Consider the following 25,705-nt stretch of genomic DNA (forward strand, 5'->3'; position numbering starts at 1 on the left):
ACTCAATCCATATTGGATTACCTTGCTAGAGCCTGAATTCCCCCCATTTCTGGGTTTCTTCAGAACGAAACGCACACTACTTTTAGACGTATACGCTTCTTCTGTTTCAGTAAACTTAATGCCGTGTAAATTGCACAATTGGCTTAGTCGGTCTTTCAGCTTTCCTAACGGCATCTGAACAAATTTTTGATTGTTCAGCTTACCCATATCGGCATTAGACTTAAAACCTTGGTTCCATCCAATTACTAAATTGCCGATACCGTGTTTCAAGCAATGTTCAACAATTAACTTCGCAGCCTTATTAATGCCATCGCGCATCTGGTGATTGCGCTTGCGGGTTACACGGTCTAGCCAGTTATCCCAGTAACCCGTGGGCTTTCCTTCCTTTCTAGTTGCTACTTTTTTGTTCCAAAGCTGATTCATCGCTTTCATAACGCGAGCATCAATTAAAAAGGAATTTCCCAGCGTGTCCACGCAAGCCGCTAAGTTGTCAGCAGTTCCCAAGTCGATTGATAGCGCTTGGCTATAATCTAAAGCGTGCTGCTGACATTCTACTTCGTAAGACAACTCCAAATAGAAAGCGCCATTCTTCGGGAGAATCGTAAACTCTTTAACCTTTGAGCAGTCAACATTTGACGGCCTGGGCAAAAATACTTCAGAAATCCCAAACCAGCGCCGTACTGTTAAACCCAGAGAAAATCTCAACTGGTCGCCGACAAGCACTGGCTTTAATCCACCAGAATTCGGGTAGGCAACTTTAAACAATTTAGAACCTGTTAAATAGCTCGGAGGCTTGGGTCTAAAATGTAGTTGACCCTTGTTATACAAAGCTTTTAGCTCTTTGAAACTTTTGAACGCTTCTGTTGCCGACATTAAAGTTTGCTGCATGGGTGTCGAAGGTAACGACTTAGCAACCATCGACTTTGCAATTGACGGTTCAAAAGATAAATCAAACTTCCCCGTCAGCAACCTTCCAGTCTTAAAAAATGTCTGGCGAGCAAAATAAACAGCACTATTGTACAGCTTACCAGATTGCCGACAAAGGTAATTTAGCACTGCCTCAACTTCTTTGGTGGGAGACAGCAATACTTGCTGTACTCCCATTGTTTTCTTAGGCTTAGCCACCTCTTTTTCCTGCAAATTAGTTGATTTATTCAGTTTAGGTGGATATAGTGGACAAGTCAAGCTATAACAACAAAACTTTATGTTGCCTCTCCCGGAGTACAAAACCCACAACCACGTCAAGTTCTTACTTAATTACCACTTTGTCTTTATACCCAAGCGTCGCAAGAAAGTTTTAGTTGGAGATATAGCAACTAGGCTGCGAGAGCTGTTTTTAGCACTCTCGACTGAGAAAGGTTGGGATATTCTAGCTTTAGAAGTGGCACCAGATCATGTACATTTATTCGTTGCAGTCAATCCGATGGATACTCCTGCGCTAGTCGTTAAGGCATTCAAAGGACGTTCTAGCCATCATTTAAGGGCTGAGTTTCCACAACTAAAAAAGCTGCCGTCCTTATGGACGAGCAGCTATTTTGTTAGCACCGCAGGTAATATTAGTAGTGAAGTTGTGAAAAAATACATAGAAGATCCGCACCATTCGGCTAATTAAGAAAGGAAGAACACGGGGACTGAAGTCCCCCGTGTCGCTTCCCTCTCAGGGCTAAAGCCGCGCTCGTTTCCCGCATCCCGTAAAAATTTTTATGATTAGCGAGCTAGTCGATGGAGTCACCTGCACAGTGAGAGTCAAACATTCCTGTCCGGCGATCGATCTCAATCTTTTGTGTTAGCGTGGCATTCTTTAATTATTTGACACTCTCACTTGGGCTGCTGGCAGTTTGAGCGCCTGCGTGGCGTTCCCAGCTTGGCAGCCTGCAGATATCATCAGTTGGTTAGGACTTGGTTCAGTAGGGATTAGTTTCCCGTTCCAAGACATCTTCAAATACTTTTTAGCGGAAATATTTTTGCTGTTGCACGAACCGTTTCAATGGGGCGATCGGATAATAATTGTAGAAGGCTTTGAAGGTACTGTTGAAAAGATTTTGCTGCGTTCAACTCAAATTATTAGCGATCGGGGAGAGAGAGTTATCATGCCGAAGGCGATCGTATTTGCCAATTCAGTGCGGGTAAGCTAATCCGCATTTAAATTGCATAGTCAAATAAATCTTTACTGGTGTGGGGAGTAGGGGTTGGGCAGGTGATCACGCCCTCAATATACAATTTAAATGCACAACAGCTTACTAATAGGCCTGCCCCGCAGGCGAACTAACTTGCCTTTAAATTTAGCCTATGATGTTGATACTTCAGGCTTTAACGATGGTTCTTTGCATCTTATTGTCCGCTATTGGACGCTGCGCGAACAAGCACATGTGCGACGGACAAACACCAGGGCTGTGGTGGCGATTAAAGTAGCGTGCATCCGGGCCGACATTAAAATTCCTCAATCGGTACTGGTGACTTTGTACGATCGAACAATTTACCGTGACTGAGTTTTGAATTTTGAGTGGAGAGAGGGAGAGAGTGGGAGAGTTGGAGAGTTGGAAAAATCCTCTTGCTTCACGCTTGACTTCTTCCCTCAACACCCATCCGTTAACTCCGTTAAATCCCGTACACTGGGCGTGGCCGAACTTTCCTCTGATATCAAATCCGCGCTGCGAAAGTCGGGCGTAAAATCGAGTCAACATCCAACACCCAACCATCATTCAGTTTGGCGACCCCTCCTTCTACAGTCAACAGTCAACAGTCAACAGTCAATAATTCCGGAGGAGTGCCACCAGAATTGATATGACTTCTCCCTTCTGACTTTTCAAATTAAGCAAAAGGCGAGCCGATTTCTCATTAGCGCGCCTCCTAATTGAATTTTATTTTGTCAAGCGTCATTGAGGAGATTGTTCCGGTTGAAAAAATCATGAAGTCGTCTTGCTAGCGCGGCGACGGCGGGCTGCAACCAAGCCACCCAAACCGAGAGCCAAACCAGTCATTGTCATCGGTTCGGGAACTGCTTCTGCGCTGACTGTGAAGTCTTGGAAGTCTGCGTCGTTTCCGCCACCACGATCGTCGAAGGAGATCACCGTGCCGCCGCTAAACAGAGAACCTACTCCGCTTGTGAATTTTCCGGCATCTCCGAAGCTGTTGGTTGCTGCTGTGTTGAGTGCGCTCCACAGCGGCGCGGCGCCAAACACGGCTTGCTGGCTGCCGGTAGAGGCGACGTTCAGGTTCAGCCCTGATGTCGAGTAGACCATGCCCTTCGACGCCTCCCCGAAAGTGCTGGAGAGTCCCAAAGTGTAAACTTGATTTGCCAAGAATCTGAATACTACCTCGCCAGAACCCGTGACGGTATTGCCCAAAGTTCCTTTCCATTCGTTAGCGCTGCCGTCGTCTGAGGATTTAGTTTCCGAAAATAACTTGGCAACGTTAGCGAGTGTGAAGCCGTTCACCTGGTAGATTCCCAAAGAGGAAGTATACCCACCGTGAGACTCTTTGAATTTAAACTTGACATCTTGATCTTGACTGAATGTGATGCCGTTGGTACCAAAGGAGAAGGCCTGAGCGGGAGATCCGGCGCCAAACAGAGCTGTGGCGGCGGCGGTAGCTGCTAGGGCGGATAAGAGTTTGGTATTCATAAACCTGTTCCTTTTGTGCGATGGTCTTAATATTTTCATTATGCGATACTTTGTTTGCAGTTGGGGTACTTTAGGTAAAGTTTGACCAATTCTTTATCAAGCCTTTACATAACCTTCATAAATGCTGTCGATCACATCTGCAGACGGGCGATCGCTCCCTAATAATACCCACTAAATAATTATAAATATTGTGGATTGAAACCTTGCAGTCGCGGGCATGGGAGGGCGGGTGAGCAAAACTGATTTGGATCGGGCTTATGCTAATTTTTTATTATATTGTCAAGTCTCCATCCTCAACCGCCGATACTTAAGTATAAATACGGTAATATTTGTGTACACTGACAGTTAAAGGAGTTTGATATTAACCCGAAACTGGGAATATTTGTTTTTTGGGACTTGTGTAGGGGAGTTAAAGTAGTTTATCTATCGGGTAAATTACGTACAAAATGCGATCGTTGCGTTTACGTATTTTGGTTGAATTAGATAGAGCCCGTCGCGTCAGATATCCCAAAGATGCGATCGACCCGATGCAATTTCTGCAGATTGAAGCGGTAAAAGAGCGGATTGCCTCTCAACAAAGATTGTATAGAGAAGCTCTGGCCCCGTCCTTGCTCCCGATCGCCCGCATCAAAACAGACCGCTATAGCGTTCCTCTGCCCACGGTTCGCCCCGCCGATGGTAGCCGTTGCGTTCCCAAAAACCGAGTTCTTCGGTTTCTGTAAACTCCAGGCCGTTAATCCATTTAGCGCTTTTCCAAGCGTACAAGTGGGGAACTACGAGCCGCATTGGGCCGCCGTGGTCTGCGGATAGAGGTTCGCCGAAGACGGTGTGGGCGAAAAAGTTTTCTTCTCGGAGGAAGTCGGCGATCGCAATGTTAGTCGTGTAGCCGCCGTAGCAGTGTTCCAAGACGTGCATAGCTTTCGGATCGACTTCTATGTAGTTCATAAAATCTGTGACTTTGACTCCCGTCCACTGCACGTCGAGTTTTGACCACCGGGTGACGCAGTGAAAATCCGCAGTAAAGTTACTTTGGGGCATGGCCTGGAAGTCCGACCAAGTGAAGGTTTTTGGTTTTGCCAATCCCCAGACTTTAAATTCCCAACTTTCAATGCTGACAGAGGGTGTATCGCCGTAGGTCAGCACAGGAAAGCCGTTGGCGAGGTATTGACCCGGCGGGACGCGATCGATGTTTTCTGATTCTGGCTTGCGAAAAAATTTGCCCAGCATTGATTCACGCTCTACAGTAACTGACTGCAATCCTCACTATAACTTGCAGAGATGGCCGCATTGCAATTCATCTCAAGGTAGAAAGCTTTCAGCACTTCTTTAGAAAAAAAAATCCCTCAATTCTACCTGATGCCAACCTATAGCCTTTCGAGCTCTCATATGAGGTACTCATGGGCATAGGGCATAGGGCATAGGGCATAGGGCATAGGGCATAGGGCATACCTCACTTTTTTGAGAACCGCTATAATTCTGCCTTCGGAGATAGCCGAAGCTAAAAATTACCAACTATTATGATCCCAGCGTCAGTAGGTAGGCGCTGTCAAACGCAAGTATGTCAATGATTGTAAAGTATCCCAATTCCCTAATGGTGGCTACGTCAAGCCTGTTTACATACTGTTACATAGATCAGTTTAATTCCGCCTACCTATTTATTAAGTATGTAATCTTAAATTTTATCGCAATTCATGGTGCATTTCCCAATTTTTGATGTATTGTTACAATATGTTCAGATGCCATATGTAAAAAAATTGATGGGGTAAAAATCATGATCACAAGTTGCTTGATTCCGTTGACGGTCTGCTTGATTGCTGGGTGGGTGACTGCCGGGACTGACAATAGAACGCTAGACGGAATTCCGGCTCCGATAGCTGCAATTATTGGAGTTTGTTCGTTAATTTGGTTTGTGGCGGCGTGTCCTTGGCCTGTTGAACTCGCTCTAGTCTTGGCGGTGGTGGTTTTTGGCAAAGCTTATTTGCAAAAAATATTGAAAGTCGGCTGAATTTTCAGGGCTAGCGCTCCTATGATTTGCGGGAGCGCGATCGAGTGCTGCTACTTTGTTAAAATTTTTCGCGATTTGTCTGGCTAGGTTCTCCGAGGGGGTCGCAAAGACGGAACCAACCCCAGAACTGGTGAAATTCAATTTAGATATTTCAGTTAAAAATTAGAACATCAAGATTGACAGAGAAACCCGGTTTATCTAAGATAAACCGGGTTTGTAAGAGTCTGAAATTTTCACACATCCCGCAAGAATTGCTGAGGACTTAGACACTCGGAACTCCAGAAACCGGGTTTCTGAGTCCAAGACTGTTGCTATATGTGCATAAAATGCCGCTCTGTTAAATTGGCAAGCGATTGATATCTTTATTAGAACCAATTACTACCATCGCGTCGCCCTTTCTCAAGCGTTCGCTTGGCTCCGGATTAATCTCGAACTTGTCGGCGCGCCCGACTGCTAGCAAGTTCAAACCATACTTGCGCCGGAGCTCCAATTCGGAGATGGTTTTACCGTCAAACTTTTCAGGAACGAGCAACTCAACGATGCTGTGATCTGGGTCCAGGTCAAAGCGTTCTAAAATGCTGGGTTTTGTAAGAAGGCGGGCCAAAGAGCAGCCCATTTCTCGTTCTGGAAAAACTACATGATCTGCGCCGACTTTTTTCAACAGTTTTAAGTGAGTTTCCGAAGAAGCTTTGGCTATTACGTGACGTACCCCCCCTTCCTTAAGATTAAGGGTGGTGGTAATGCTTTCTGCTAGGTAATTGCCGATCGCAACAATCACTGTTTCAAATTCAAATATGCCGGCTTCAGCAAGAGCGCTAGGCTCAGTAGAATCTAACTGCACAACGTGAGCAGCAATACGATCGGTCAAAGCTTGAGTTACTTTTTTTTCATCGGTGTCAACTCCCAAGACTTCGTAACCCAAGCCGTGCAGAGTCGAACACACAGCTTTGCCGAAGCGTCCCAAACCAATAACGGCAAACTGCTTGTTGTCGGCGCGCAAAGTGCGAAAAAAATTCAAAGATGACAGGTTCACTAAATTTCCAGCGCTGAGCGTCTTGCTGTTTAAATTTGAACAGAGACAGCGCCGCCTCCTTTTGATTTTTGGGTAAGTAGTAAAAGTTGATTTGGGTTGTCACCCATTGTTTAGATTATCAGCAACGAGACAGGATTTTTTTATCCCACTAACAAACTTTCCTCAGCATACTTAAAAGACCTGGGTTTTGGGTCGCCGAAGGCAGCACTCACCAGCAGCAGTATCCCAACGCGACCTATGTACATTGTAGCAATCAAAATCAACTTACCGATCGCTGAAAGCGTGGGTGTAATCCCAGTGGAAAGACCGACCGTGCCAAAAGCTGAAACTGCTTCATACAGCGCTGCGATAAATTCTACTTGGGGATTGGTCAGCTCGATTAAAATTGCAGAGGTGAACGCGACCAACAGGGAACCGAAGACTACGCTAATGGTTTTCAGAATCATTGGTGGCGGGATCTGACGCTGATAGCACTCCACATCTTCCTGGCCTTCGACAACTGCTGTGGTACAGCAAAACAATATCCTAAAAGTTGTGGTTTTGATTCCGCCGCCGGTGCTGCCAGGACTGGCGCCGATAAACATCAGCGCGATGGTCAGAAATAGCGAGGCTTCGGTCATTTGGCCAATGCTAATTGTATTGAACCCGGCCGTGCGGGGAGTAACAGATTGAAACCAAGCTGCCATCAGCTTTTGAGGAAAATTTAGAGCGCCGAAAGTGTCTGGGTTGTCGTATTCCAGCACCAAAAAGGCTAGCGTTCCTAAAATTAAAAGGACAGCCGTTGTAGTGGTAACAACTTTGAAGTTCAGGGAAAAAACTGTGCAGATAGGGCTTTTGTTGAAGCGATCGCGCAGCCACAGGTACATTTCCATAATTACTTGATAGCCGATTCCCCCAAAGATGATTAAACCAGTGACGGTGAAGTTAACCATAGGCGAACTGATGTAGCCGATCAAATTATCTGAATAGATGCTAAAACCAGCGTTGTTAAAGGAATTAACGCTGTGAAATATAGCAGACCACACACCCTGTTTAAATCCGTATTGGGGGACGAAAACCGTCATCAGCAAAAACACTCCTGTTAATTCAAACAAAAGCGTTGTTGCTAGAATTGACTGCACGAGTTGTACGACGCCGGCTAGCCCGGATTTGTCGAGAGATTGTTGCAGGGCAACTTTGTCTTTCAAGCCAAAGCGGCGGCCCAATAACAGCAGCAAGAAAGTCGTGGCTGTCATGTAGCCCAACCCTCCTATTTGCACCAGTAAAACTAGGCACAGTTGCCCCCAAAAAGAGTAATATTTTCCGACATCTACAACCGACAAGCCCGTGACGCAGACAGAGGAAGTAGAGGTAAACAGTGCTGTTATTGGATCGCTCCAAGTTCCATCAATTGTGGAAAAGGGCATCATCAGTAATAGAGCACCTATGAGGATGACAGCGAGAAAGCCCAAAGCAATGGTTCGCGAGACAGTCATTCGATTTTAGATTTTAGATTTTAGATTTTAGATTTGAGACGCAACCCACAAATCAATGTGAAATTTTAGATTTGAGACGCAACCCACAAATCAATGTGAAATTTTAGATTTGAGAGGGAACCCACAAATCGATTTGAGATTTGAGGTTTGAGAGGGAAGCCACAAATGGATTTGAGATTTGAGGTTTGAGAGGGAACCCACAAATAGAGCGTCGGGCTGGAAATCAGGACATCTCTATCTGGCGAATGCCGGAGACCGATCGAACTCAATCGCCAAATTCTATGACAACATCGGGAAAATAACGGTAGAATTCCTTTAATAACTTGCGATCCGGCGATGACATCAACACTTTACCAGCAAATTCAGCAACTTTACGACGCTTCTAGCGGTTTGTGGGAGCAGGTGTGGGGCGAACATATGCACCACGGTTACTACGGCCCGGATGGCAATTTGAAAAAAGAGCGCCGACAGGCTCAGATAGATTTGATAGAAGAACTGCTGGGCTGGGCTGGAGTACCGTCAGAGAAGGCACTCTGTGAATCTTACCGCATTCTCGATGTCGGTTGCGGTATCGGCGGCAGCACGCTGTATTTGACTCAAAAGTTTAGTTCGATCGCGGAAAATAATTTAAAGTTGGATGGCAGGAGCGATCGTGATTTTAGCATATCTGCCGAACCAAATAAAACGGGCGCTAGCGTCGTTACAGCTACCGGGATAACTCTGAGTCCGGTACAGGCAAACAGAGCGACTGAACGCGCTAAAATTGCTGGGTTAGAAAGCAATGTGAATTTTTTGGTGTCCGATGCTTTGAATATGCCTTTTCCTGATGAGTCCTTCGACTTGGTTTGGTCGCTCGAAAGTGGCGAACATATGCCAGACAAAATTAAGTTTTTGCAGGAATGCTGCCGCGTACTGAAGCCGGGAGGAACTTTGATTTTGGCAACTTGGTGTCACCGCCCGCTGGGAGAAACGGCGGGAGAATTAACTGATGAAGAAAGAAAGGAATTGGCAGAAATTTACCGAGTTTATGCTTTGCCTTATGTGATTTCTTTGCCGGAATACGAGGAAATTGTTCGCAGTTTGCCTTTGACAAGTATTCGCACCGCTGATTGGTCAAAAGCTGTGGCTCCTTTTTGGGATGTGGTGATCGATTCTGCTTTGACTCCGAGCGCGATTTGGGGTTTGCTAACTAGCGGTTGGACTACTATTCAAGCTGCACTTGCTCTCGGATTGATGAGCCGTGGATATCAGAGCGGGTTGATTCGTTTTGGGCTGATTTGTGCTGTAAAATAACAGGCATATATCAGAGAAGTTTTGAGTCTTGAGTTGATGAGTAAGGTGTGCATTGCACACCCTACAGAATATTATTTGTTTGGTGCGGGTGTGAGATTTATGGGCAATGATTCGATGGGCAAGTCTTGGATTGATAAAAATGGCTCGGCTCCGCAAAGCTGGGTGAGGGCATTTTGGGAGTTTTCTCGGCCGCACACAATTGTGGGTACTAGCTTGAGTGTATTGGCTTTGTACGCGATAGCCCAAAGTGCGCGGCTGTTTGTGAATCCTGTATTTGGGCCCCTAGCTTGTGCCTGGTTGGCTTGCATTTGCGGCAATATTTATATTGTGGGATTGAACCAGTTAGAAGATGTTGAAATTGATAAAATTAATAAGCCGTATTTGCCGATCGCATCGGGAGTGTTTTCTCGGAAAACCGGGGAATTAATTGTAATTGCCACGGGAATTATAGCAATTTTGACGGCAGTTTTGCAAGGCCCGTTTTTGCTGGCTACCGTTGGCGTTAGTTTGGCGATTGGGACTGCTTATTCTCTGCCGCCAATTCGGCTGAAACGCTTTCCTTTGTGGGCGGCGCTGTGCATTTTTACTGTGCGGGGCGCGATCGTAAATTTAGGGTTATTTTTGCACTTTAATTGGGTGTTGGCTTTGGGAATGGCGAAAAGCGCTTTTTCGGGCTGGAGTTTGAAGAGTATGTCTTTTGAGATTCCTGCGGAAGTTTGGGTGCTGACGGTTTTTGTTGTGGTGTTTACGTTTGCGATCGCCATTTTTAAAGATATCCCCGACATGGAAGGGGACAAGCAATATAATATTACTACGTTTACGATTGAGCTGGGCAAGCCGGCCGTCTTTAATTTATCTCGCTGGGTGTTGACGGTTTGTTATTTGGGCGCGACTTTGGCGGGAGCGATCGTATTGTCTAATGTTAATTTAGTGTTTCTGGCAGTTTCTCATTTGGCGGCTTTGGGTTTGATGTGGTTTTGGAGCGCGAAAGTTGATTTGGACGATAAAAGAGAAATTGCTGCATTTTATCAGTTTATCTGGAAGTTGTTTTTCTTAGAATATCTGATTTTTCCCGCAGCTTGTTTGTTGGGGTAGAAGTTCGGCAACGGATTGTGTAACGGATGTAACGGATGTAACGGATGTCAGGTAGAAGGAAGAAGGAAGTTCGGCAACGGATTCTGTAACGGATGTAACGGATGTAACGGATGTCAGTCCGATGGAAGTCGGAAGAAGGAAGAAGGAATGGGGAAGGGGGAAGAAGGAAGAAGGAAGGGGGAAGGAAAAAGGAAGGAAGAGTTAACAAATTAGAAGAAGTTGGCAATTACAAGTTAGCGAACTCCCAAACAACCAAGACAACTATGGCTTCTCAAAAAAAATCTCTAAAATCTGCTGGCAAATTGGGTGCAGAAGACTGTTTGAAAATAGCTTGGGAACATCACCAAGCGGGACGTTTGTTAGAAGCTGAGAATTTGTACCGGCAAATCATAGAAGTACAGCCGGAATCAGCAAACGTGCTGTGTTTGTTGGGAATAGCGGCGAGACAGCAGGGAAAAATTGCAGAGGCGATCGACTTTTACGAAAAGGCGATCGCCCAAAACCCCAATTTTGTAGAAGCACATTTAAATAAAGCTAATCTTTTACTGGATGTAGGCGAGTATCAAAGGGCGATCGCCAGTTACGAACAAGTCATCAAAATCCAGCCCAATTCCGCACTCGCTTACAATAATTTGGGCTGGGCAAAACAGCAATTATGCGAAATAGACTCGGCAATTTTATATTACCAAACCGCGCTGCAACTCGACCCCAACCTGCCGGAAACAGCCCACAATTTAGGACATTTATATAAACAAAAAAATCAATTAAACGAGGCAATCGCCTGTTATCGGCACGCTTTAAAAATTAATCCAAATTTGACATATTCCCTGATGGGCTTGGGAACAGTTTTGCAGCAGCAAAGTAAATTAGACGAAGCTTTCAACTGCTACCAGCAAGCTGTAAAACTAGAACCAAACAATCCCGAAGCTCACAACAATGTAGGAGCATTTTACCACGAACAAGGTAATGTAAAAGCCGCCATATTCTACTACAGACAAGCATTAAACTTAAAGCCAGACTTCGTGGAGGCTATTAACAATCTAGGACACGCTTTGGTCGATTTAGGAGAATTTCAAGAAGCTTTTTCTTGTCACAGTCGAGCCTTGGAATTGCAGCCAGACAACGCCACCGCCCACCTGGAATTCGCCTTAACTTTGCTATTGTTCGGAGACTTTCAGCGCGGTTTTGCTGAATACGAGTGGCGGTGGCGCACTCCGCAACTACAACCGAGGCAATTTAAACAGCCGGTTTGGGATGGTTCGGATTTGCAGGGAAAAACTATTTTACTGCACGTCGAGCAAGGCTTCGGCGATTCTATTCAGTTTATTCGCTACGCGCCGATTCTTCGGAGCCGAGGCGCTAAAGTTATGGTGGCTTGCTATCCAGAACTGATGCGGTTGTTTGCGACAGTTGCTGGTATTGAATATTTATCAGTTAGTCTGGAGGGTTTGCCAGAATTTGACGTTCACGCACCTCTGATGAGTTTGCCGCGAATTGTGGGGACAACTCTGGAAACAATACCAGCAAATGTTCCTTATTTAGCTCCGCCTGCTGAGTGCAAGTTTGCGCTTTCTTCTGATGCAAAATTGAAGGTAGGGATTGTTTGGGCGGGGAGTCCGCAGCGCCGGAAAGACAATCAGCGTTCTTGCAGCTTGAGCGATTTTATTCGATTTTTGGATGTTCCGGGAATTGCTTTTTATAGTTTACAAAAAAACTTGTCCGAGAGCGATCGCACTTTGTTGCATCAACACTTAGTGCCGGATTTAACTCCGCATTTGAACGACTTTGCTGATACCGCTTCGGCTATATCTCAACTGGATTTAGTCATTACTGTCGATACGGCTGTGGCGCACTTAGCCGGTGCTTTAGGAAAACCGGTTTGGGTGCTGCTTTCTTTTGCTCCTGACTGGCGTTGGCTGCTGGATCGTGAAGACAATCCTTGGTATCCAACTGCGAGGCTTTTCCGTCAAAGTCAGCCGGAAAGTTGGCAAGAATTGTTTGAGGAAGTGCAGGTGGCTTTAAGTTCTTTTGCGATTGCCAATACTGCTAGTTATTCCGAGGATTCTGCCCACGATCAGCTTGACTTAGTTTCACTCGGAATGACTGCTAATCCTACGCCGGATCTCGATTATGTAGCTCTCAAAATGACAGGTGCAAGCGTAGTTCAAGAGAGTAAACAAACATTTGTGATTGCGAGCGAAGGGTTAGCGGAACGCTCCACAGTTAATCAATCGCAGGGGATTGAGACATCGATTGCGATCGAAAACGGCGGGGAGAATTTGGTTGTTTTAGAGGATTTATTGCGGCAAGCAGAGCATTTGATGGAAACAGGAGATCGGGAAGAGGCGATCGCCATTTACGAACAGATTATATCTCTTGACCCAAGTTGCGTCCAAGCGCGGATTAATTTTGGTTTTCTCAAGCAAGAAAAGGGCGAATTGGACGCAGCTATGTCGCATTACCGAGAAGCTTTAGCGCTTAATCCCAATATTCCTCAAACATCTTACAACTTGGCAAAGATTTTTGAGGAACAAGGTAAAGCGGAAGAGGCGATCGCACATTACGAACAAGCTCTTGTCGCTGAACCGAATTTCGTACCCGCACTGATTAATTTAGCGGTGGCGCTGCAAGAAAAAGGCGAACTTTTCAGGGCGATCGAGCTGTACCGGCGAGCGCTGGAAATTAATCCGCATAGCTGGGAAGCTTACAACAATCTGGCAACTGTTTTGCAAGAACAGGGCAATTTAGAAGATGCGTTGGAGTATTATCACAAAGCTCTAGAATTGCTGCCGGATTTTGTGGAAGCTATCAACAATTTAGGCAGGACGTTTCTGGAAAAAGGCGCGGTAGAAAATGCCATATCCTGCTACAGACGAGCGATTCATTTAAGTCCGAATCATGCTAGCGCTCACCTGAATTTATCCTTGGCTTTGCTGTTGGTGGGAGATTTGGAAAATGGTCTCGCTGAATACGAGTGGCGCTGGCAAATTAAAGAATTTCACACTGGTCATTCCTGTTTTTTGACGGGGCCGGATAATACTGTTTCGGCGAGAGAATACCGGCCGCTATGGGACGGTTCTGATTTGGTGGGAAAGACTATTTTGCTGCACGCCGAACAAGGTTTAGGCGATTCGCTTCAGTTTATTCGCTACGCTGCGATCGTCAAAAATAAAGGCGGTAGGGTCATTGTGGGCTGTTACCCGCAATTGCACCGTTTATTTGCAACGGTTGACGGCATTGATTTGCTAATAGTTAAAGGGGAGCAACTGCCGGAATTTGACGTGCAAGCGCCGATGTTGAGTTTGCCCTATATTATCGGTACAAAGCTGGAAACAATACCAGCAAATACTGCTTATTTATCTCCGCCTGCGGGTGCTGAATTTACGCTTGGGCCCGATCGCACTTTGAAAGTTGGCATTGTCTGGGCGGGAAATCCAAAACACCGCAAAAACAAGCAGCGTTCTTGCAGTTTAAGTCAGTTTCTGCCGCTTTTGGACGTTTCGGGGGTAAGTTTTTACAGCTTGCAGAAAGAGGTTTCCGAGGCCGATCGCGCGCTGTTGAATCAAACGTCGATCGTAGATTTGAGCCCGCATTTTGGCGATTTTGCCGATACTGCTGCTGCGATCGCCAAACTGGATTTAGTCATTAGTGTCGATACCGCTGTCGCCCATTTGGCGGGCGCTTTGGGCAAACCAGTGTGGATTTTGCTGGCGTTTTCGCCGGATTGGCGGTGGCTGTTGGAGCGCGAAGATAGTCCTTGGTATCCAAGCGCAAGGCTGTTTCGCCAGCATCAGCGGGGCGACTGGGAGGACGTTTTTGATCGGGTGGCGGAAGCTCTAGGCGCGGTTGCTGCAGCATTTGTGCCGTCGGATTCAGCGGATGCAGAGTTTCGGTTGGGCGTGGATTTGCAGCAGCAAGCCGATTTTGGCGGTGCCATCAAATGTTATGAGCGAGCGATCGCGATCGATCCTAATTACGCAGCCGCGCACAGCAATTTAGGCGTTGTCAAACAGCAAAGCGGCCGGCTAACAGAGGCGATCGCGCACTACCGACAAGCCCTAGCAATCGACGGGAATTTGGCGGAAACTGCAAGCAATTTGGGCAGCGCGCTCGCGGAAGCAGGGGAGACTGCAGAGGCGATCGCAGAATATGAGCGGGCGCTGTCTTTGAACCCGAATTGCGCGGAAGCGCTGATTAATTTGGGCCTGTTGCGGGAAGAGCAAGGGGATGTGGCGGAGGCTATAAGCTGCTATGAGCAAGCGATTCAAGTCAATCCTAATTGCGCGGTGGCTTATTTGAATTTGGGAATTGCTTTGGAGGAGCAAGGGGAGGAAGCGGAAGCGGGCGCAAATTACGAACGGGCGATCGCGAATTACGAACGGGCGATCGCGATCGCTCCCAATGATGTGGAGGCTTTGCAGCATTTAGCATACGCCTCGATCCGACAGGGCAAAATTTCAGATGCGATCGCATACTACGATCGAGCTCTGGCGCTGCAACCGCATTTGGCAGAAATCGATCTCGCTTTGGGGAGTTGGCTGTCTAACCAAGATAAGTTAGATGAGGCTCTAGCTTTTTGCCAGCAAGCGATTCAGAAATTGCCAGCCAGTGCACAGGCTCGCTGCAATCTGGGAATTGTCCTGCAGAAACAGGGCAAAATTGAAGATGCGATCGCCTGCTATCAGCAAGCTTTGAGCCTGAAACCCGACTTTCCAGAAGCTTTGAACAATCTGGGCAAAGCTTTTGAGGAAGCGGGAAACATGGCAGAGGCGATCGATTTTTACCGTCGGGCGATCGAACTCAAACCCGGTTATATCAATCCCCTCTACAGTTTGGCAAGTGCTTTGCACAATCGCGGACAATTTGCGGATGCTGTCACCTACTACAGCCAAGCAGTTAAATTCAATGTCGCTAGCCCCGAATCTCACCTAAATTTAGGTTTAGCTTTGCTGCTGGCGGGAGATTTTCAGCGCGGTTTTTCCGAGTACGAATGGCGACTGCTGGTTCCACAAAAAGAGTACCCGGACTACAGTTTTCAACAGCCGGTTTGGGACGGCAAAGATTTGCAAGGAAAAACTATTTTGCTTTGCCCGGAACAGGGTTTAGGCGATGCAATTCAGTTTATCCGCTACGCAGATTTAGTTAAACAAAAAGGCGGTAGGGTAATTGTTTGGTGTTTGCCGCAGTTGCACCGCTTGTTTGCACAAGTTGCGGGAATCGATGAGTTAATAGTTAATCCAGAGGATGCGCGAAATTTTCAAGTTCGCGCGCATCTAATGAGTTTGCCGCACCTTCTGGGAACAACTTTAGAAAGTATACCCGCCAAAGTTCCTTATTTAGCTCCGCCGCCCGGTTTGGAATGTACTATTCGCCAAACTGCTAATTTGAAAATAGGGATTGTGTGGTCGGGAAATGCTCAACATTCCCAAAATAAAGTGCGATCGTTACCGCTAAATTTGTTGTCCCAACTGTTAGATATTCCGGGAGCAGAATTTTACAGCTTGCAAAAGGAAATGACAGCAGACGATCGCGCTTTGTTAGAGCAAATGCCCGTAACAGATTTAAGCTCTAATTTGCAAGATATGGCCTATACTGCGGCTGTAATATCGGCTCTGGATTTAGTGATTTCTGTAGATACTTCTGTGGCGCACTTGGCTGGTGCTTTGGGCAAACCCGTGTGGATTTTGCTGTGTTTTGTGCCGGATTGGCGGTGGATGTTGCAACGCGAAGATAGTCCTTGGTATCCGACGGCGCGGCTGTTTCGCCAGTCTACTGCGGGGGATTGGGAAGGAGTTTTAGAGCGGGCTGCTTTGGCGCTGAGAGAAATAATTTCTCAGCATCAGGAAGCTCAACCACGAATAGAAGCTCAGTCCAATGTTGACTTAGCTCAAGAACAGTTCAATTGCGGAAATGTTCTGAAAGCGCAAGGTAGATTCTCCGAGGCGATCGCTTGTTTTAAAAATGCTTTAGTTTGGCAGCCGAATTCGATCGAAGCCGCCACGAATTTGGCAGTGACGCTGCACCAAACAGGCGATTTAGCCGAAGCTGCCGCCTATTATCAGCGCGCGATCGCAATCGATCCGAACTGCGCTCAAGCGCACAATAACTTGGGTATTTTGCTGCAAGATCGAGGCAATATACCCGATGCTGTATCTTGTTTTCAAAAGGCGATCGCCCTGAATCCGATTTACGTCAAAGCTCTCAACAATCTTGGCGCGACACTCCAGCAGCAGGGCGAGTTGCCGACTGCGATCGCCTGTTTTCATCAAGCACTTTCTGTCAATTCCAATTATGCGCCAGCGCTGGTAAATTTGGGTGCGGCGATGCAAACACAATCTCAGCTAGCCGAGGCTGAACGCCTTTACGAGCGTGCAATTGAAGCAGAACCGCACAATCCTAAAGGACACTATCACCTGGGAACGTTATGCTTGGCTGCGGGAAAAATAGAACAGGCAATTTCTAGTCTGGAACGAGCCATATCTTTGAGTCCTAATTATATAGAAGCTCTTACTAATTTAGGCAGTGCTGTTGAACAATTAGGAGACGTAAATCGAGCTATTTTTTGTTACACTAAAGCTATCGAAATTGATGCAAATTGTGTTAAGGCTCACTTCAATTTAAGCTTAGTCTTGCTGTTGACTGGGGACTTGGCGCGCGGTTTAGCAGAATACGAGTGGCGGTGGCAAACAGAACAGGCGAAAAAATTACCACGGTTGAATTTTGACCAACCAGTTTGGGACGGTTCAGATTTGAACGGCCAAACTATTTTGCTCCGATCCGAACAAGGTTTGGGCGATGCCATTCAATTTGTGCGATACGCGGCAATTGTGCAGCAAAAAGGCGGCAAAGTAATCCTTTCTTGCTATCAAGAACTGAAGCGTTTATTTAAGCAGATTCCGGGGATTGAACAAGTGGTGATTCGGATGGATGAATTGCCGGATTTCCAACTGCAAGCACCGCTGATGAGTTTGCCGTATATTCTCGGAACAAATTTAGAAAATATACCGGCCAATGTTCCTTATTTAGCTGCGCCGCCGAATTGGCAATTCTCTCTAAATTCCGATGGCAAGTTTAAAGTTGGGATTGCGTGGGCGGGAAGTGCGGAACATTTGAAGGATTTTCAGCGATCGAGCGATTTAAGCTATTTCCTGCAATTCTTAGATGTTCCCGGTGTAATTTTTTACAGTCTTCAGAAAGAAATGTCGGCTGGGAATCGTACTTTGTTAACTCAAATTCCCGTGATTGATTTGAGCGACAATTTGAACGATTTTGCCGATACTGCGGCGGTGATATCGCAACTAGATTTAGTAATTTGCGTGGATACTGCTATCGCGCACTTAGCCGGTGCTTTGGGTAAACCGGTATGGATTTTGCTGTGTTTTATGCCGGATTGGCGGTGGATGTTGGAACGCGAAGACAGCCCTTGGTATCCGACAGCGCGGCTGTTTCGGCAGCAAACACCGGGCGATTGGGTGGGAGTTTGCGATCGCATAAAAATAGCCTTGCTAGAGAGGGCGGGCACGGGGGCACCGCCCCTACAATCTACTCGTTTCCAAGCTGTGCCTGGTAACGCAGATTCCGAGGCTTCGCCTCGATTTTATTTATCGCCCGCACAGGTACAATTTCACATAGCAAATGCTTTACAAAAACAAGGTAAAAAAGCACAAGCAGCCGCTCGCTACGAACAAGTAATTGCTGCCTCACCCAGCCACGCAGAAGCCCACAGTTGTTTAGGTGATATCAAACAGGAAAACGGGCAAATAGCCGAGGCTATTGCTCATTACCAAAAATCGCTAAAAATCAATCCCAACCAGGCTGAAACTAACTTATACTTGGGTGCAGCCCTCGAAGAACAGGGACAAGTCGCAGAGGCGATCGACTTCTACAATAAAGCAATTCAACTACGTCCCAACTCGCCAAATTGGCGCTTGAAACTAGCCTTCGCTTTGCTCTTAACTGGAGATTTGAAGCGTGGTTTTGCGGAGTACGAATCGCGCTGGCAAACTGAAGAATTGGATCAGCGCTCTTTTGAGCAACCGCTTTGGGACGGCTCTGATTTGCAGGGAAAAACAATTTTATTGCACCCTGAACAAGGTTTTGGTGATACGATACAGTTTATCCGTTACGCGCCTTTAGTTAAGCAAAAAGGCGGCAAAGTTATTGTTGCTTGTCATGTCTTGCTGAAGCGTTTATTTGAAGGAATTGCAGGAGTCGATCGAGTAGGAGTCAGGCCGAGCGATTTGATAGATTTTCAAGTGCAAGCCCCCCTGCTAAGTTTGCCCAGAATTCTGGGAACGACTTTGGAAAATATACCGGCAAATATTCCTTATTTAGCCCCGCCACAGGATTTTAAATTTTCCATAGAGCCGAACAATAAACTAAAAGTAGGTCTTGTGTGGGCGGGCGGCCCGCTGCACCGCAACAATCATCAGCGATCGTGTAAATTGAGCGATTTTTTGAAATTTGTAGATGTTCCGGGAGTGAGTTTTTACAGTCTTCAGAAAGATTTGTCAGCGGGCGATTCCCAACAGGATAGCAGCGCTTCACGCACTTTATTAAAGCAACACCAAATTGAAGATTTGAGCGAATATTGCGTCGATTTTGCCGACACAGCAGCAATTATTTCGCAACTCGATTTAGTAATTTGCGTAGATACTTCTGTCGGGCACTTGGCCGGTGCTTTGGGCAAACCTGTCTGGATTTTGCTGTCTTTTGTTCCCGATTGGCGCTGGATGTTGGAACGCGAAGATAGCCCTTGGTATCCCACTGTGCGTCTGTTTAGGCAGCAAAAAGCTGGTGATTGGGAGGGAGTTTGCGATCGTATAAAAGCAGCCTTGCTAGAGAGGGCGGGCACGGGGGCACCGCCCCTACAATCTACTCGTTACCAGGCTCTGCCTGGTAACGCATATTCAGAGGCTCCGCCTCGGCTTCAACCCCCAGAAACTCCGCCTCAAATTCAACCCCCAGAAACTCCCCCACAAATTACCGGAATCGGCATTAGTTGGCCCCTCAGCATCACCAGCGGCTGGGGAATTTACGCCATGAATTTAACACTACAACTGCGGCAAAATCCTGCCTGGGAAGTTGCACTTTTAGCACCGCCATCAATCACCTCAGAATCGATGAATCCGCTGCATAAATCGCTGTTGTTACCTGTAATTGAAAAGCACAAAAGTTTTCAGGAATTAGTAGCAGCAAATTCCGACAAACAAATCAGTTGTAATTTTCCCGTACTTTACGCTTTGGGGAATAATTTAGCATCCTCTGGAGTTGACAATCAAATTACCAGCGCTTGTCAAATAGGAGTCATATTTTTTGAAGACACACGAATCACAGCAGAAGCACTAGAAACGGCCAAAAAATATAGCGTGATTGTCGCAGGTTCTAACTGGAATGCGGATGTTTTGAGAAGCTGCGGCTTGACTAATGTGGCGATGGTACATCAAGGAATTGACCCAACAATTTTCCATCCTGCACCCAAATCTAATCTATTTGGCGATCGCTTCGTCATTTTCTCCGGCGGCAAACTGGAATATCGCAAAGGTCAAGATATTGTAATTGCCGCTTTCAAACGATTTCGCGCCAAACATCCAGAGGCTTTGTTACTAACAACATGGCACAACTTCTGGCCTCAGTATATGCTAGGAATCGAACAAACCGGAAACGTAGCCGGACTTCCCAATATCAACCGCGACGGAAGTTTAGAAATTTCCCAATGGTTAGTGGCTAACGGTTTGCCGATTGACTCTTTTATCGACATCGGCTTAATTCCCAATTACCTCACCGGACAAATTTTGCGAGAAGCCGACTGCGCTGTTTTCACCAACCGCTGTGAAGGCGGTACTAATTTAGTCGCGATGGAAAGTATGGCCTGCGGAATTCCGACTATTCTATCAGCAAATACTGGTCATTTAGACTTAATTTACAGCCACATTTGCTATCCTTTATGGAGTCAAGGACGAGTTAAACCGACTGCTCCTTTTTCCGGTGTAGAAGGTTGGGGAGAGTCTGAGGTTGCAGAAGTTGTCGAGGCTTTGGAACAAGTTTATACTAATCGCGAAGAATCAAAACGTCGCGGTTTAGCTGCGGCTAATTTTATGCTGGATTGGACTTGGGAAAAACAGGTTAAGCGTTTTTTGGATGTGATTGCCGATATGTAGATCACACTAAACTCCTGACTACAAATTTTCGGAAAATTGTTCGTAGTAAAGACTTTAGTCCTTAGAAAGAAGATTAATTTCCGATTGATTTCAATAGTTTGTTAGCACTGTTTACACTTTCAATATCGTATAGTTCTGGATTGTAAGAAACAATTTGTGCTACCAATTTATGATGGTAACTTTGAGCAGTTTCATTCCTAGTACCATGAACGCGACGATAATTAAGAACTATTTCTCTCGTTCCTAAAAAAGGAATGCTATGTTTGTGACAATTAACCCAAAATTCCCAATCCTCATAACCTTCTTTCATCTCTGCTTTGTAACCGTTGACCAAATTCCAAACTGATTTGTGATACAATGAAGACGTGCAAATCATATTAGATTGTTTGATCTTTTTTGGTGAATATAAATCATAACTGGGTACGGTGCGATTTTCAGTGCCAAAAAGTTGATAAGAACCAAATGCTATGCAAGGTACTTTTGATTTTAGACATATTTCTAAAAGACAAATCAAGGCATTTGGAGCTAAAATATCATCGGCATCTAAGGGAATTATGTATTCGCCGTTTGCTGCCGATATGGCAGTATTTCTAGCCATTGATATCCCTTGATTAGGTTGTTCTATTAGCCTAATTTGATGCTGGGGATTTGCTGCTATCAAATTTTTGGCTGCTGTGCTAGTAGTATCTAAGCTGCCATCATTGACAATGATTATTTCCCAATTTTTGTAAGTTTGATTGATAACGCTAGTTACTGCTTGCGACAAAAAATGAGCTTGATTGTAACAGGGAATAATCACAGATATCAAAGGTTGACTTTCAAGCTGTGGCGAAGCCGCAATTTGCTGGACGCTTTCAGGAGGGTTTGACTGTGAATTTTCGCTAGAATTTCGAGCCGCTTGTAAGCCGTAAAAATAAATCTTTGGATGAACAATCGCTAATAGATTTAAATCGGTATTTTGATACTTATTTACTAACCTGGGATATTTCGATAAGTATTCTTGTTTGACAAAAATTAAGATATTCTGAGCGTACCAAGGCTCTACTTTTTCATTGTTCCAGATTTTTTTTCTCAAGCAATCAATGACTGCAAAACCATTTTGCTGAAAGTAATAAGCCCAATATTGTGGCCACTGTTCGTTAACGTGTTCGACACCGCCTTGAAATGGTATCGCAGCCGAAAACAGAATCACCGGCGCTAGTTGAGTGAGAGAATTAACAAAGTTTTCGGCACAGGTAGCCGGCAAATGTTCCGCAACTTCTAGGGAAATTGCTAAGTCAAACTTTCTGTTTATTTGCAGCGGTTGCTTTAAATCGGCGGATTGGAACTGATTTAAAGGAATTTCTAAAAGAGTGCGATCGACATAATCGCCATCTATTCCCAAACAATCAGCAATTCCCAACTTCTGAAATGCCGCTAACCAGCTTCCCGTACCGCAGCCCACATCCACCACACTTTTAGGTAAAGTGGGTTGCAGCAAGTCTAACAGCAGGGGAATAATTTCTCTAGCAGAAGTGCGAGTTCCTTCTCCGATTAATTGGTAAAAATTTCTTGTATAAGATGACTGTTGGTTGTGATTGGTTTGGCGGCTTGTTTGAGAATGAATGGCCTCTAAACTGCTAATATTGTAGCCGTGCAAATGTGCTGGCAACGGCCAGGAAATATTAGGGTCGGGTTGATGTTTTACTGGCTCGACATTGCCCCGCCAAGCAGCCCCCATAATTTGCATTGTTTGATATACTACTGTTTGCCATCCCCTTTGCTTCAAGTAATCTAAACCTTTACCAACATCTGGAGCGGTTAAGTCGTGAAATAAAATTATTGCATCTTCCTCAGCCAATTTTTCACACGCAATGGCATCATTTAACGGCCCATCACCTCCGTGCTCTCCGTCAATAAAAATTAACGACCATTTGCGGTTGAATTGATCGGAAAATTCTTCTACTCTTTGGGGGCTGTAGCCCGGTATTAGCTCGACGGTCGTTTGAACTCCCGACGCATTGAGAGCACCTTGAATTGAAGCGATGACGCTTTGTCTGATGTCTTCTCTTTCTAACAGCGGATCGACAACATCTAATTCAACTCCGGCGAGTGCTAAATGACAAGCAGACCAACCCAGCCAGCAGCCGATTTCTAAGGCTTTTTTACCTTTGAATTGCAGGGCTGTATTGTAAAGAATGTGTGCTTCGTCGCGGCTGAGAAATCCGACTGAATTAGCACGGCGATCGACATACCAATTGTGCTTGATTTCCCGGCGCAAATAAGGCCACGAAGAAGTCTGAGTATCCCCAACAATCATGTTTGGAAAGTACGCATCTGGGAGAATAACTTTCAATCCGGGCGAGACGTAATCTCCAGTAGGCAATAAAGTATTATTGGCGATTTGCGAGTGTCCTTGTGCTGTCATTTTTTTCGCTTTAATGGGTTGGTAGCGGAGGCTAATTTCTACTGTATCTCCGTCTGTTGCGGTTAGTTTAACTCGATCGTGTTTGTATCCAGTCAGGTGCAGGATACCAATTTTTTCCTGCGGCAAGTACGGCTCCACAAAACAGGCTTTTTGCTTGTCCCAAATCGGCAAACCAAAGTTGCAGCTCCAGTTGCAGCGAGCTGGAAGTATCTCTGTTTTGTCGAACATTTCAGTAGCGTAAACTAACCGATTTAATGCTACTTGATCGGTCATTAAAACGGAATTTTGCAATCCCTGTTCCAAGTATTCTGCCCAAATTTCCCAGTGCGGCGCGGTTGTGTGCAGGGCAAACACCCCGGCATTGATGGTAGGGTAGCTGTATAACTGCTGGGCTACTTCATCTCCACAAACTGCTTGATAATCGCGGTAAACAAATTGCCAGTACCAAGCCTGTTTGCCGTAAGGTAAATTATAATTTCGATCTAATTCGTGAACTATTGCCAGCCCGCGTTTTGCCGCGCCTTTAACTAACAGTTCGACACTTGACCAATCTTGCACCCAAGCATCTGCATCTATCCAAAGGTATATATCAAAATTGGGAAAGTATTTTCGCAAACAAGGTCTAACTAATAGTCCTTTTAAATGTTCGGGAGATTCATTTCTGCCAGGAAAGTCAAAGTCCCAATCGGGCTTTTTAATGATATTAACTTGTGTTTCCAGCCACTGCAACTGTTCGGGAGTGCAGCCGAGATCGAAAAAGCCGATCGCCACATTTTCACCCTCTGGTTTTTCCCGCACCGATAAAATAGTACCTTGCACCAATTCAAAGTAATTTGCATCGGCGGCCGTGATGATGATAATCTGCATAAATATAGGATTTCTGGTTAAGGAATGGGCGTTGGGGATTGGGCATTGGGCATTGGGCATTGGGCATTGGTTATTTGTTATTTCATAATTGCTCATTGTTCCTTCTTCCTTCTTCCTTCTTCCTTAAATTATACTATGGAGGAGGAATTGTGAAAAACCACAAAGGGAAAGTTTATCTAGTCGGTGCGGGGCCCGGAGATTGTAACTTGATGACGGTGCGATCGCACAAACTGCTATCCCAAGCAGAAGTTTTAATTTACGATGCTCTCATCGACATCCCGCAACTCGAATTAATCCCAGCAACTTGTCGAAAAATCGAAGTCGGGAAACGCGGCGGCAAACCTTCCACCCAGCAGCAAGAAATTAACCGTTTGCTGGTAAAAAATTGCCAACTAGGAAAACAAGTGATCCGCTTAAAAAGTGGCGATCCGTTTATTTTTGGTCGTTCTAGTTCCGAAATTCAAGCATTAAAAACAGCGGGCTGCGAGTTTGAAGTAATACCCGGAATATCCTCCGCATTAGCCGCACCTTTACTAGCAGGAATTCCCCTCACAGATCCGGTGATGAGTCGCTGTTTTGCAGTGATGAGCGCCCATGAACCGGATGCTTTGGAATGGGAAGCATTAGTGCAGATAGAAACTTTGGTAATATTGATGGGAGGGCGCAATTTAAGCGAGATAATTTGGCAATTGCAAAAGCACGGACGATCTACCGACACTCCGATCGCCATTATCCGAGATTGCGGCCGCCCCGAACAGCAAATTTGGCTCGGCACTCTCTCCAACATTGTACACCAAACAGCCGGTCAATCTCTATCGCCTTGCGTGATCGTAATTGGGGAAGTAGTTAGATTGCGCGAATATTTAATCCAGCCAGAAAGCACAAATATGATCGATACACCAGTCACCATTAATAACAGCAAATTGCCATTAGCAGGAAAAACCATTTTAGTCACGCGATCGGTTTCTCAGTCGGCTGAATTTAGCGATCGACTCCAGCAACAAGGAGCCCGCGTTATCGAAATGCCCGCCTTGGTAATTGGGCCACCGTCCACTTGGGAACCATTAGACAGTGCGATCGCACAATTGTCAAGCTTTCACTGGTTAATTCTCACTTCCCACAACGCTGTAGACTGCTTTTTTCAACGATTACAAGCAAAAGGCAAAGACGCCCGCAGCTTGTTTGGCATTAAAATCGCAGTTGTCGGCAAAAAAACAGCAGAAAGTTTGCGATCGCACTCTCTACAACCAGACTTTATTCCCCCCAACTTTGTCGCCGATTCCCTCGTCGAGAACTTCCCCTGGCAGGGCGGGCACGGGGGCACCGCCCCTACAAACTGCAAAATCCTATTTCCCAGAGTAGAAAGCGGCGGCAGAGAAGTTTTAGTTAAAGAATTCACCGCCAAAGGAGCGCAAGTAATAGAAGTGCCAGCTTACCAATCTTGCTGTCCAGAAACAATCGATCCGATCGCCCTATCCGCACTCCAAAATCAAGCCGTAAATATCATAACATTTGCCAGTTCCAAAACTGTGCATAACTTTTGTCACCTCCTAGAAAAAAGCCCAGGATTGTCCCTGTCTAACGATTGGTTAGAAAGCGTTTGTATCGCATCCATCGGGCCGGAAACTTCCAAAAGCTGCCAAAATTTATTGGGTAAGTTAGACGTTGAAGCCAAAGAATATACCTTAGATGGATTGACTGAGGCGATCGTTGAATGGACACAAGCGAGGTTGTAAAATAGTTGTAC

The 25,705-nt window shown here is 45.8% G+C and carries 14 protein-coding genes; 8 read left to right on the forward strand and 6 right to left on the reverse strand.

The window, feature by feature from the left end; translation table 11 throughout:
* Positions 1 to 1,125 (reverse strand): transposase (locus tag QT990_RS20140; protein ID WP_333465676.1); only part of this gene is annotated, 1,125 nt, incomplete at its 3' end.
* A 79-nt stretch (positions 1,126 to 1,204) separates the two neighbouring features.
* Here QT990_RS20140 and tnpA point away from each other — a divergent pair.
* The 3 genes from tnpA to QT990_RS20155 all read left to right on the forward strand — a co-directional run bounded on the left by tnpA (position 1,205) and on the right by QT990_RS20155 (position 2,489).
* Complete coding sequence (gene tnpA, locus QT990_RS20145; RefSeq protein WP_333148224.1) at positions 1,205 to 1,612, forward strand: IS200/IS605 family transposase; 408 nt, start codon at positions 1,205 to 1,207, stop codon at positions 1,610 to 1,612.
* Between the two features lie 238 nt (positions 1,613 to 1,850).
* The gene (locus tag QT990_RS20150; RefSeq protein ID WP_333300625.1) at positions 1,851 to 2,135 is read left to right on the forward strand and encodes a mechanosensitive ion channel domain-containing protein; all 285 of its coding nucleotides are present in this window, start codon (positions 1,851 to 1,853) and stop codon (positions 2,133 to 2,135) included.
* A 90-nt stretch (positions 2,136 to 2,225) separates the two neighbouring features.
* Complete coding sequence (locus tag QT990_RS20155) at positions 2,226 to 2,489, forward strand: hypothetical protein (RefSeq protein ID WP_333148220.1); 264 nt, start codon at positions 2,226 to 2,228, stop codon at positions 2,487 to 2,489.
* Positions 2,490 to 2,906: 417 nt separating this feature from the next.
* On the opposite strand, the gene QT990_RS20160 is transcribed toward QT990_RS20155, so the two are convergent.
* Positions 2,907 to 3,623 carry a PEP-CTERM sorting domain-containing protein gene (locus QT990_RS20160; protein ID WP_333148218.1) on the reverse strand — a complete coding sequence of 239 codons (717 nt, stop codon included), beginning with the start codon at positions 3,621 to 3,623 and terminating at the stop codon, positions 2,907 to 2,909.
* Positions 3,624 to 4,250: 627 nt separating this feature from the next.
* On the reverse strand, positions 4,251 to 4,850 hold the full coding sequence (locus QT990_RS20165; protein WP_333148216.1) for a sulfite oxidase-like oxidoreductase: 600 nt from the start codon (positions 4,848 to 4,850) through the stop codon (positions 4,251 to 4,253).
* A gap of 544 nt (positions 4,851 to 5,394) precedes the next feature.
* Between QT990_RS20165 and QT990_RS20170 the strand changes: the two genes are divergently transcribed.
* Complete coding sequence (locus QT990_RS20170) at positions 5,395 to 5,628, forward strand: hypothetical protein (protein WP_333143395.1); 234 nt, start codon at positions 5,395 to 5,397, stop codon at positions 5,626 to 5,628.
* Positions 5,629 to 5,965: 337 nt separating this feature from the next.
* On the opposite strand, the gene QT990_RS20175 is transcribed toward QT990_RS20170, so the two are convergent.
* The gene (locus QT990_RS20175; protein WP_333143396.1) at positions 5,966 to 6,661 is read right to left on the reverse strand and encodes a TrkA family potassium uptake protein; all 696 of its coding nucleotides are present in this window, start codon (positions 6,659 to 6,661) and stop codon (positions 5,966 to 5,968) included.
* A gap of 140 nt (positions 6,662 to 6,801) precedes the next feature.
* Positions 6,802 to 8,136, reverse strand: coding sequence for a TrkH family potassium uptake protein (locus QT990_RS20180; protein ID WP_333143397.1), 1,335 nt, complete (start codon positions 8,134 to 8,136; stop codon positions 6,802 to 6,804).
* Positions 8,137 to 8,472: 336 nt separating this feature from the next.
* Between QT990_RS20180 and QT990_RS20185 the strand changes: the two genes are divergently transcribed.
* From QT990_RS20185 to QT990_RS20195, 3 genes are all read left to right on the forward strand, one after another.
* On the forward strand, positions 8,473 to 9,429 hold the full coding sequence (locus tag QT990_RS20185; RefSeq protein ID WP_333143398.1) for a methyltransferase domain-containing protein: 957 nt from the start codon (positions 8,473 to 8,475) through the stop codon (positions 9,427 to 9,429).
* Between the two features lie 36 nt (positions 9,430 to 9,465).
* A complete protein-coding gene (locus QT990_RS20190; protein WP_333143399.1) occupies positions 9,466 to 10,524 on the forward strand; it encodes a homogentisate phytyltransferase in 1,059 nt (352 codons plus the stop codon).
* A 110-nt stretch (positions 10,525 to 10,634) separates the two neighbouring features.
* Positions 10,635 to 20,684: a tetratricopeptide repeat protein gene (locus QT990_RS20195; protein WP_333465677.1), complete on the forward strand. Its 10,050-nt coding sequence runs from the start codon at positions 10,635 to 10,637 to the stop codon at positions 20,682 to 20,684.
* A 73-nt stretch (positions 20,685 to 20,757) separates the two neighbouring features.
* On the opposite strand, the gene QT990_RS20200 is transcribed toward QT990_RS20195, so the two are convergent.
* On the reverse strand, positions 20,758 to 24,054 hold the full coding sequence (locus QT990_RS20200) for a glycosyltransferase (protein ID WP_333143401.1): 3,297 nt from the start codon (positions 24,052 to 24,054) through the stop codon (positions 20,758 to 20,760).
* A 53-nt stretch (positions 24,055 to 24,107) separates the two neighbouring features.
* Here QT990_RS20200 and cobA point away from each other — a divergent pair, with 53 nt between their 5' ends.
* Positions 24,108 to 25,694 carry a uroporphyrinogen-III C-methyltransferase gene (cobA, locus tag QT990_RS20205; protein ID WP_333143402.1) on the forward strand — a complete coding sequence of 529 codons (1,587 nt, stop codon included), beginning with the start codon at positions 24,108 to 24,110 and terminating at the stop codon, positions 25,692 to 25,694.
* Positions 25,695 to 25,705: the final 11 nt, after the last annotated feature.

This window comes from Microcoleus sp. T3_B1 (assembly GCF_036700445.1).
In the GTDB taxonomy this organism is placed as follows: domain Bacteria; phylum Cyanobacteriota; class Cyanobacteriia; order Cyanobacteriales; family Microcoleaceae; genus Microcoleus.

What these genes read in the sequence shown, in the direction of transcription:
- QT990_RS20165 (WP_333148216.1), bottom strand. Translation starts at nt 4,850, where the DNA reads ATGCTGGGCAAATTTTTTCGCAAGCCAGAATCAGAAAACATCGATCGC.
- QT990_RS20200 (WP_333143401.1), bottom strand. Translation starts at nt 24,054, where the DNA reads ATGAGCAATTATGAAATAACAAATAACCAATGCCCAATGCCCAATGCC.
- QT990_RS20160 (WP_333148218.1), bottom strand. Translation starts at nt 3,623, where the DNA reads ATGAATACCAAACTCTTATCCGCCCTAGCAGCTACCGCCGCCGCCACA.
- QT990_RS20155 (WP_333148220.1), top strand. Translation starts at nt 2,226, where the DNA reads ATGCACAACAGCTTACTAATAGGCCTGCCCCGCAGGCGAACTAACTTG.
- QT990_RS20170 (WP_333143395.1), top strand. Translation starts at nt 5,395, where the DNA reads ATGATCACAAGTTGCTTGATTCCGTTGACGGTCTGCTTGATTGCTGGG.
- tnpA (WP_333148224.1), top strand. Translation starts at nt 1,205, where the DNA reads ATGTTGCCTCTCCCGGAGTACAAAACCCACAACCACGTCAAGTTCTTA.
- QT990_RS20195 (WP_333465677.1), top strand. Translation starts at nt 10,635, where the DNA reads ATGTCAGTCCGATGGAAGTCGGAAGAAGGAAGAAGGAATGGGGAAGGG.
- QT990_RS20190 (WP_333143399.1), top strand. Translation starts at nt 9,466, where the DNA reads ATGAGTAAGGTGTGCATTGCACACCCTACAGAATATTATTTGTTTGGT.
- QT990_RS20185 (WP_333143398.1), top strand. Translation starts at nt 8,473, where the DNA reads ATGACATCAACACTTTACCAGCAAATTCAGCAACTTTACGACGCTTCT.
- QT990_RS20180 (WP_333143397.1), bottom strand. Translation starts at nt 8,136, where the DNA reads ATGACTGTCTCGCGAACCATTGCTTTGGGCTTTCTCGCTGTCATCCTC.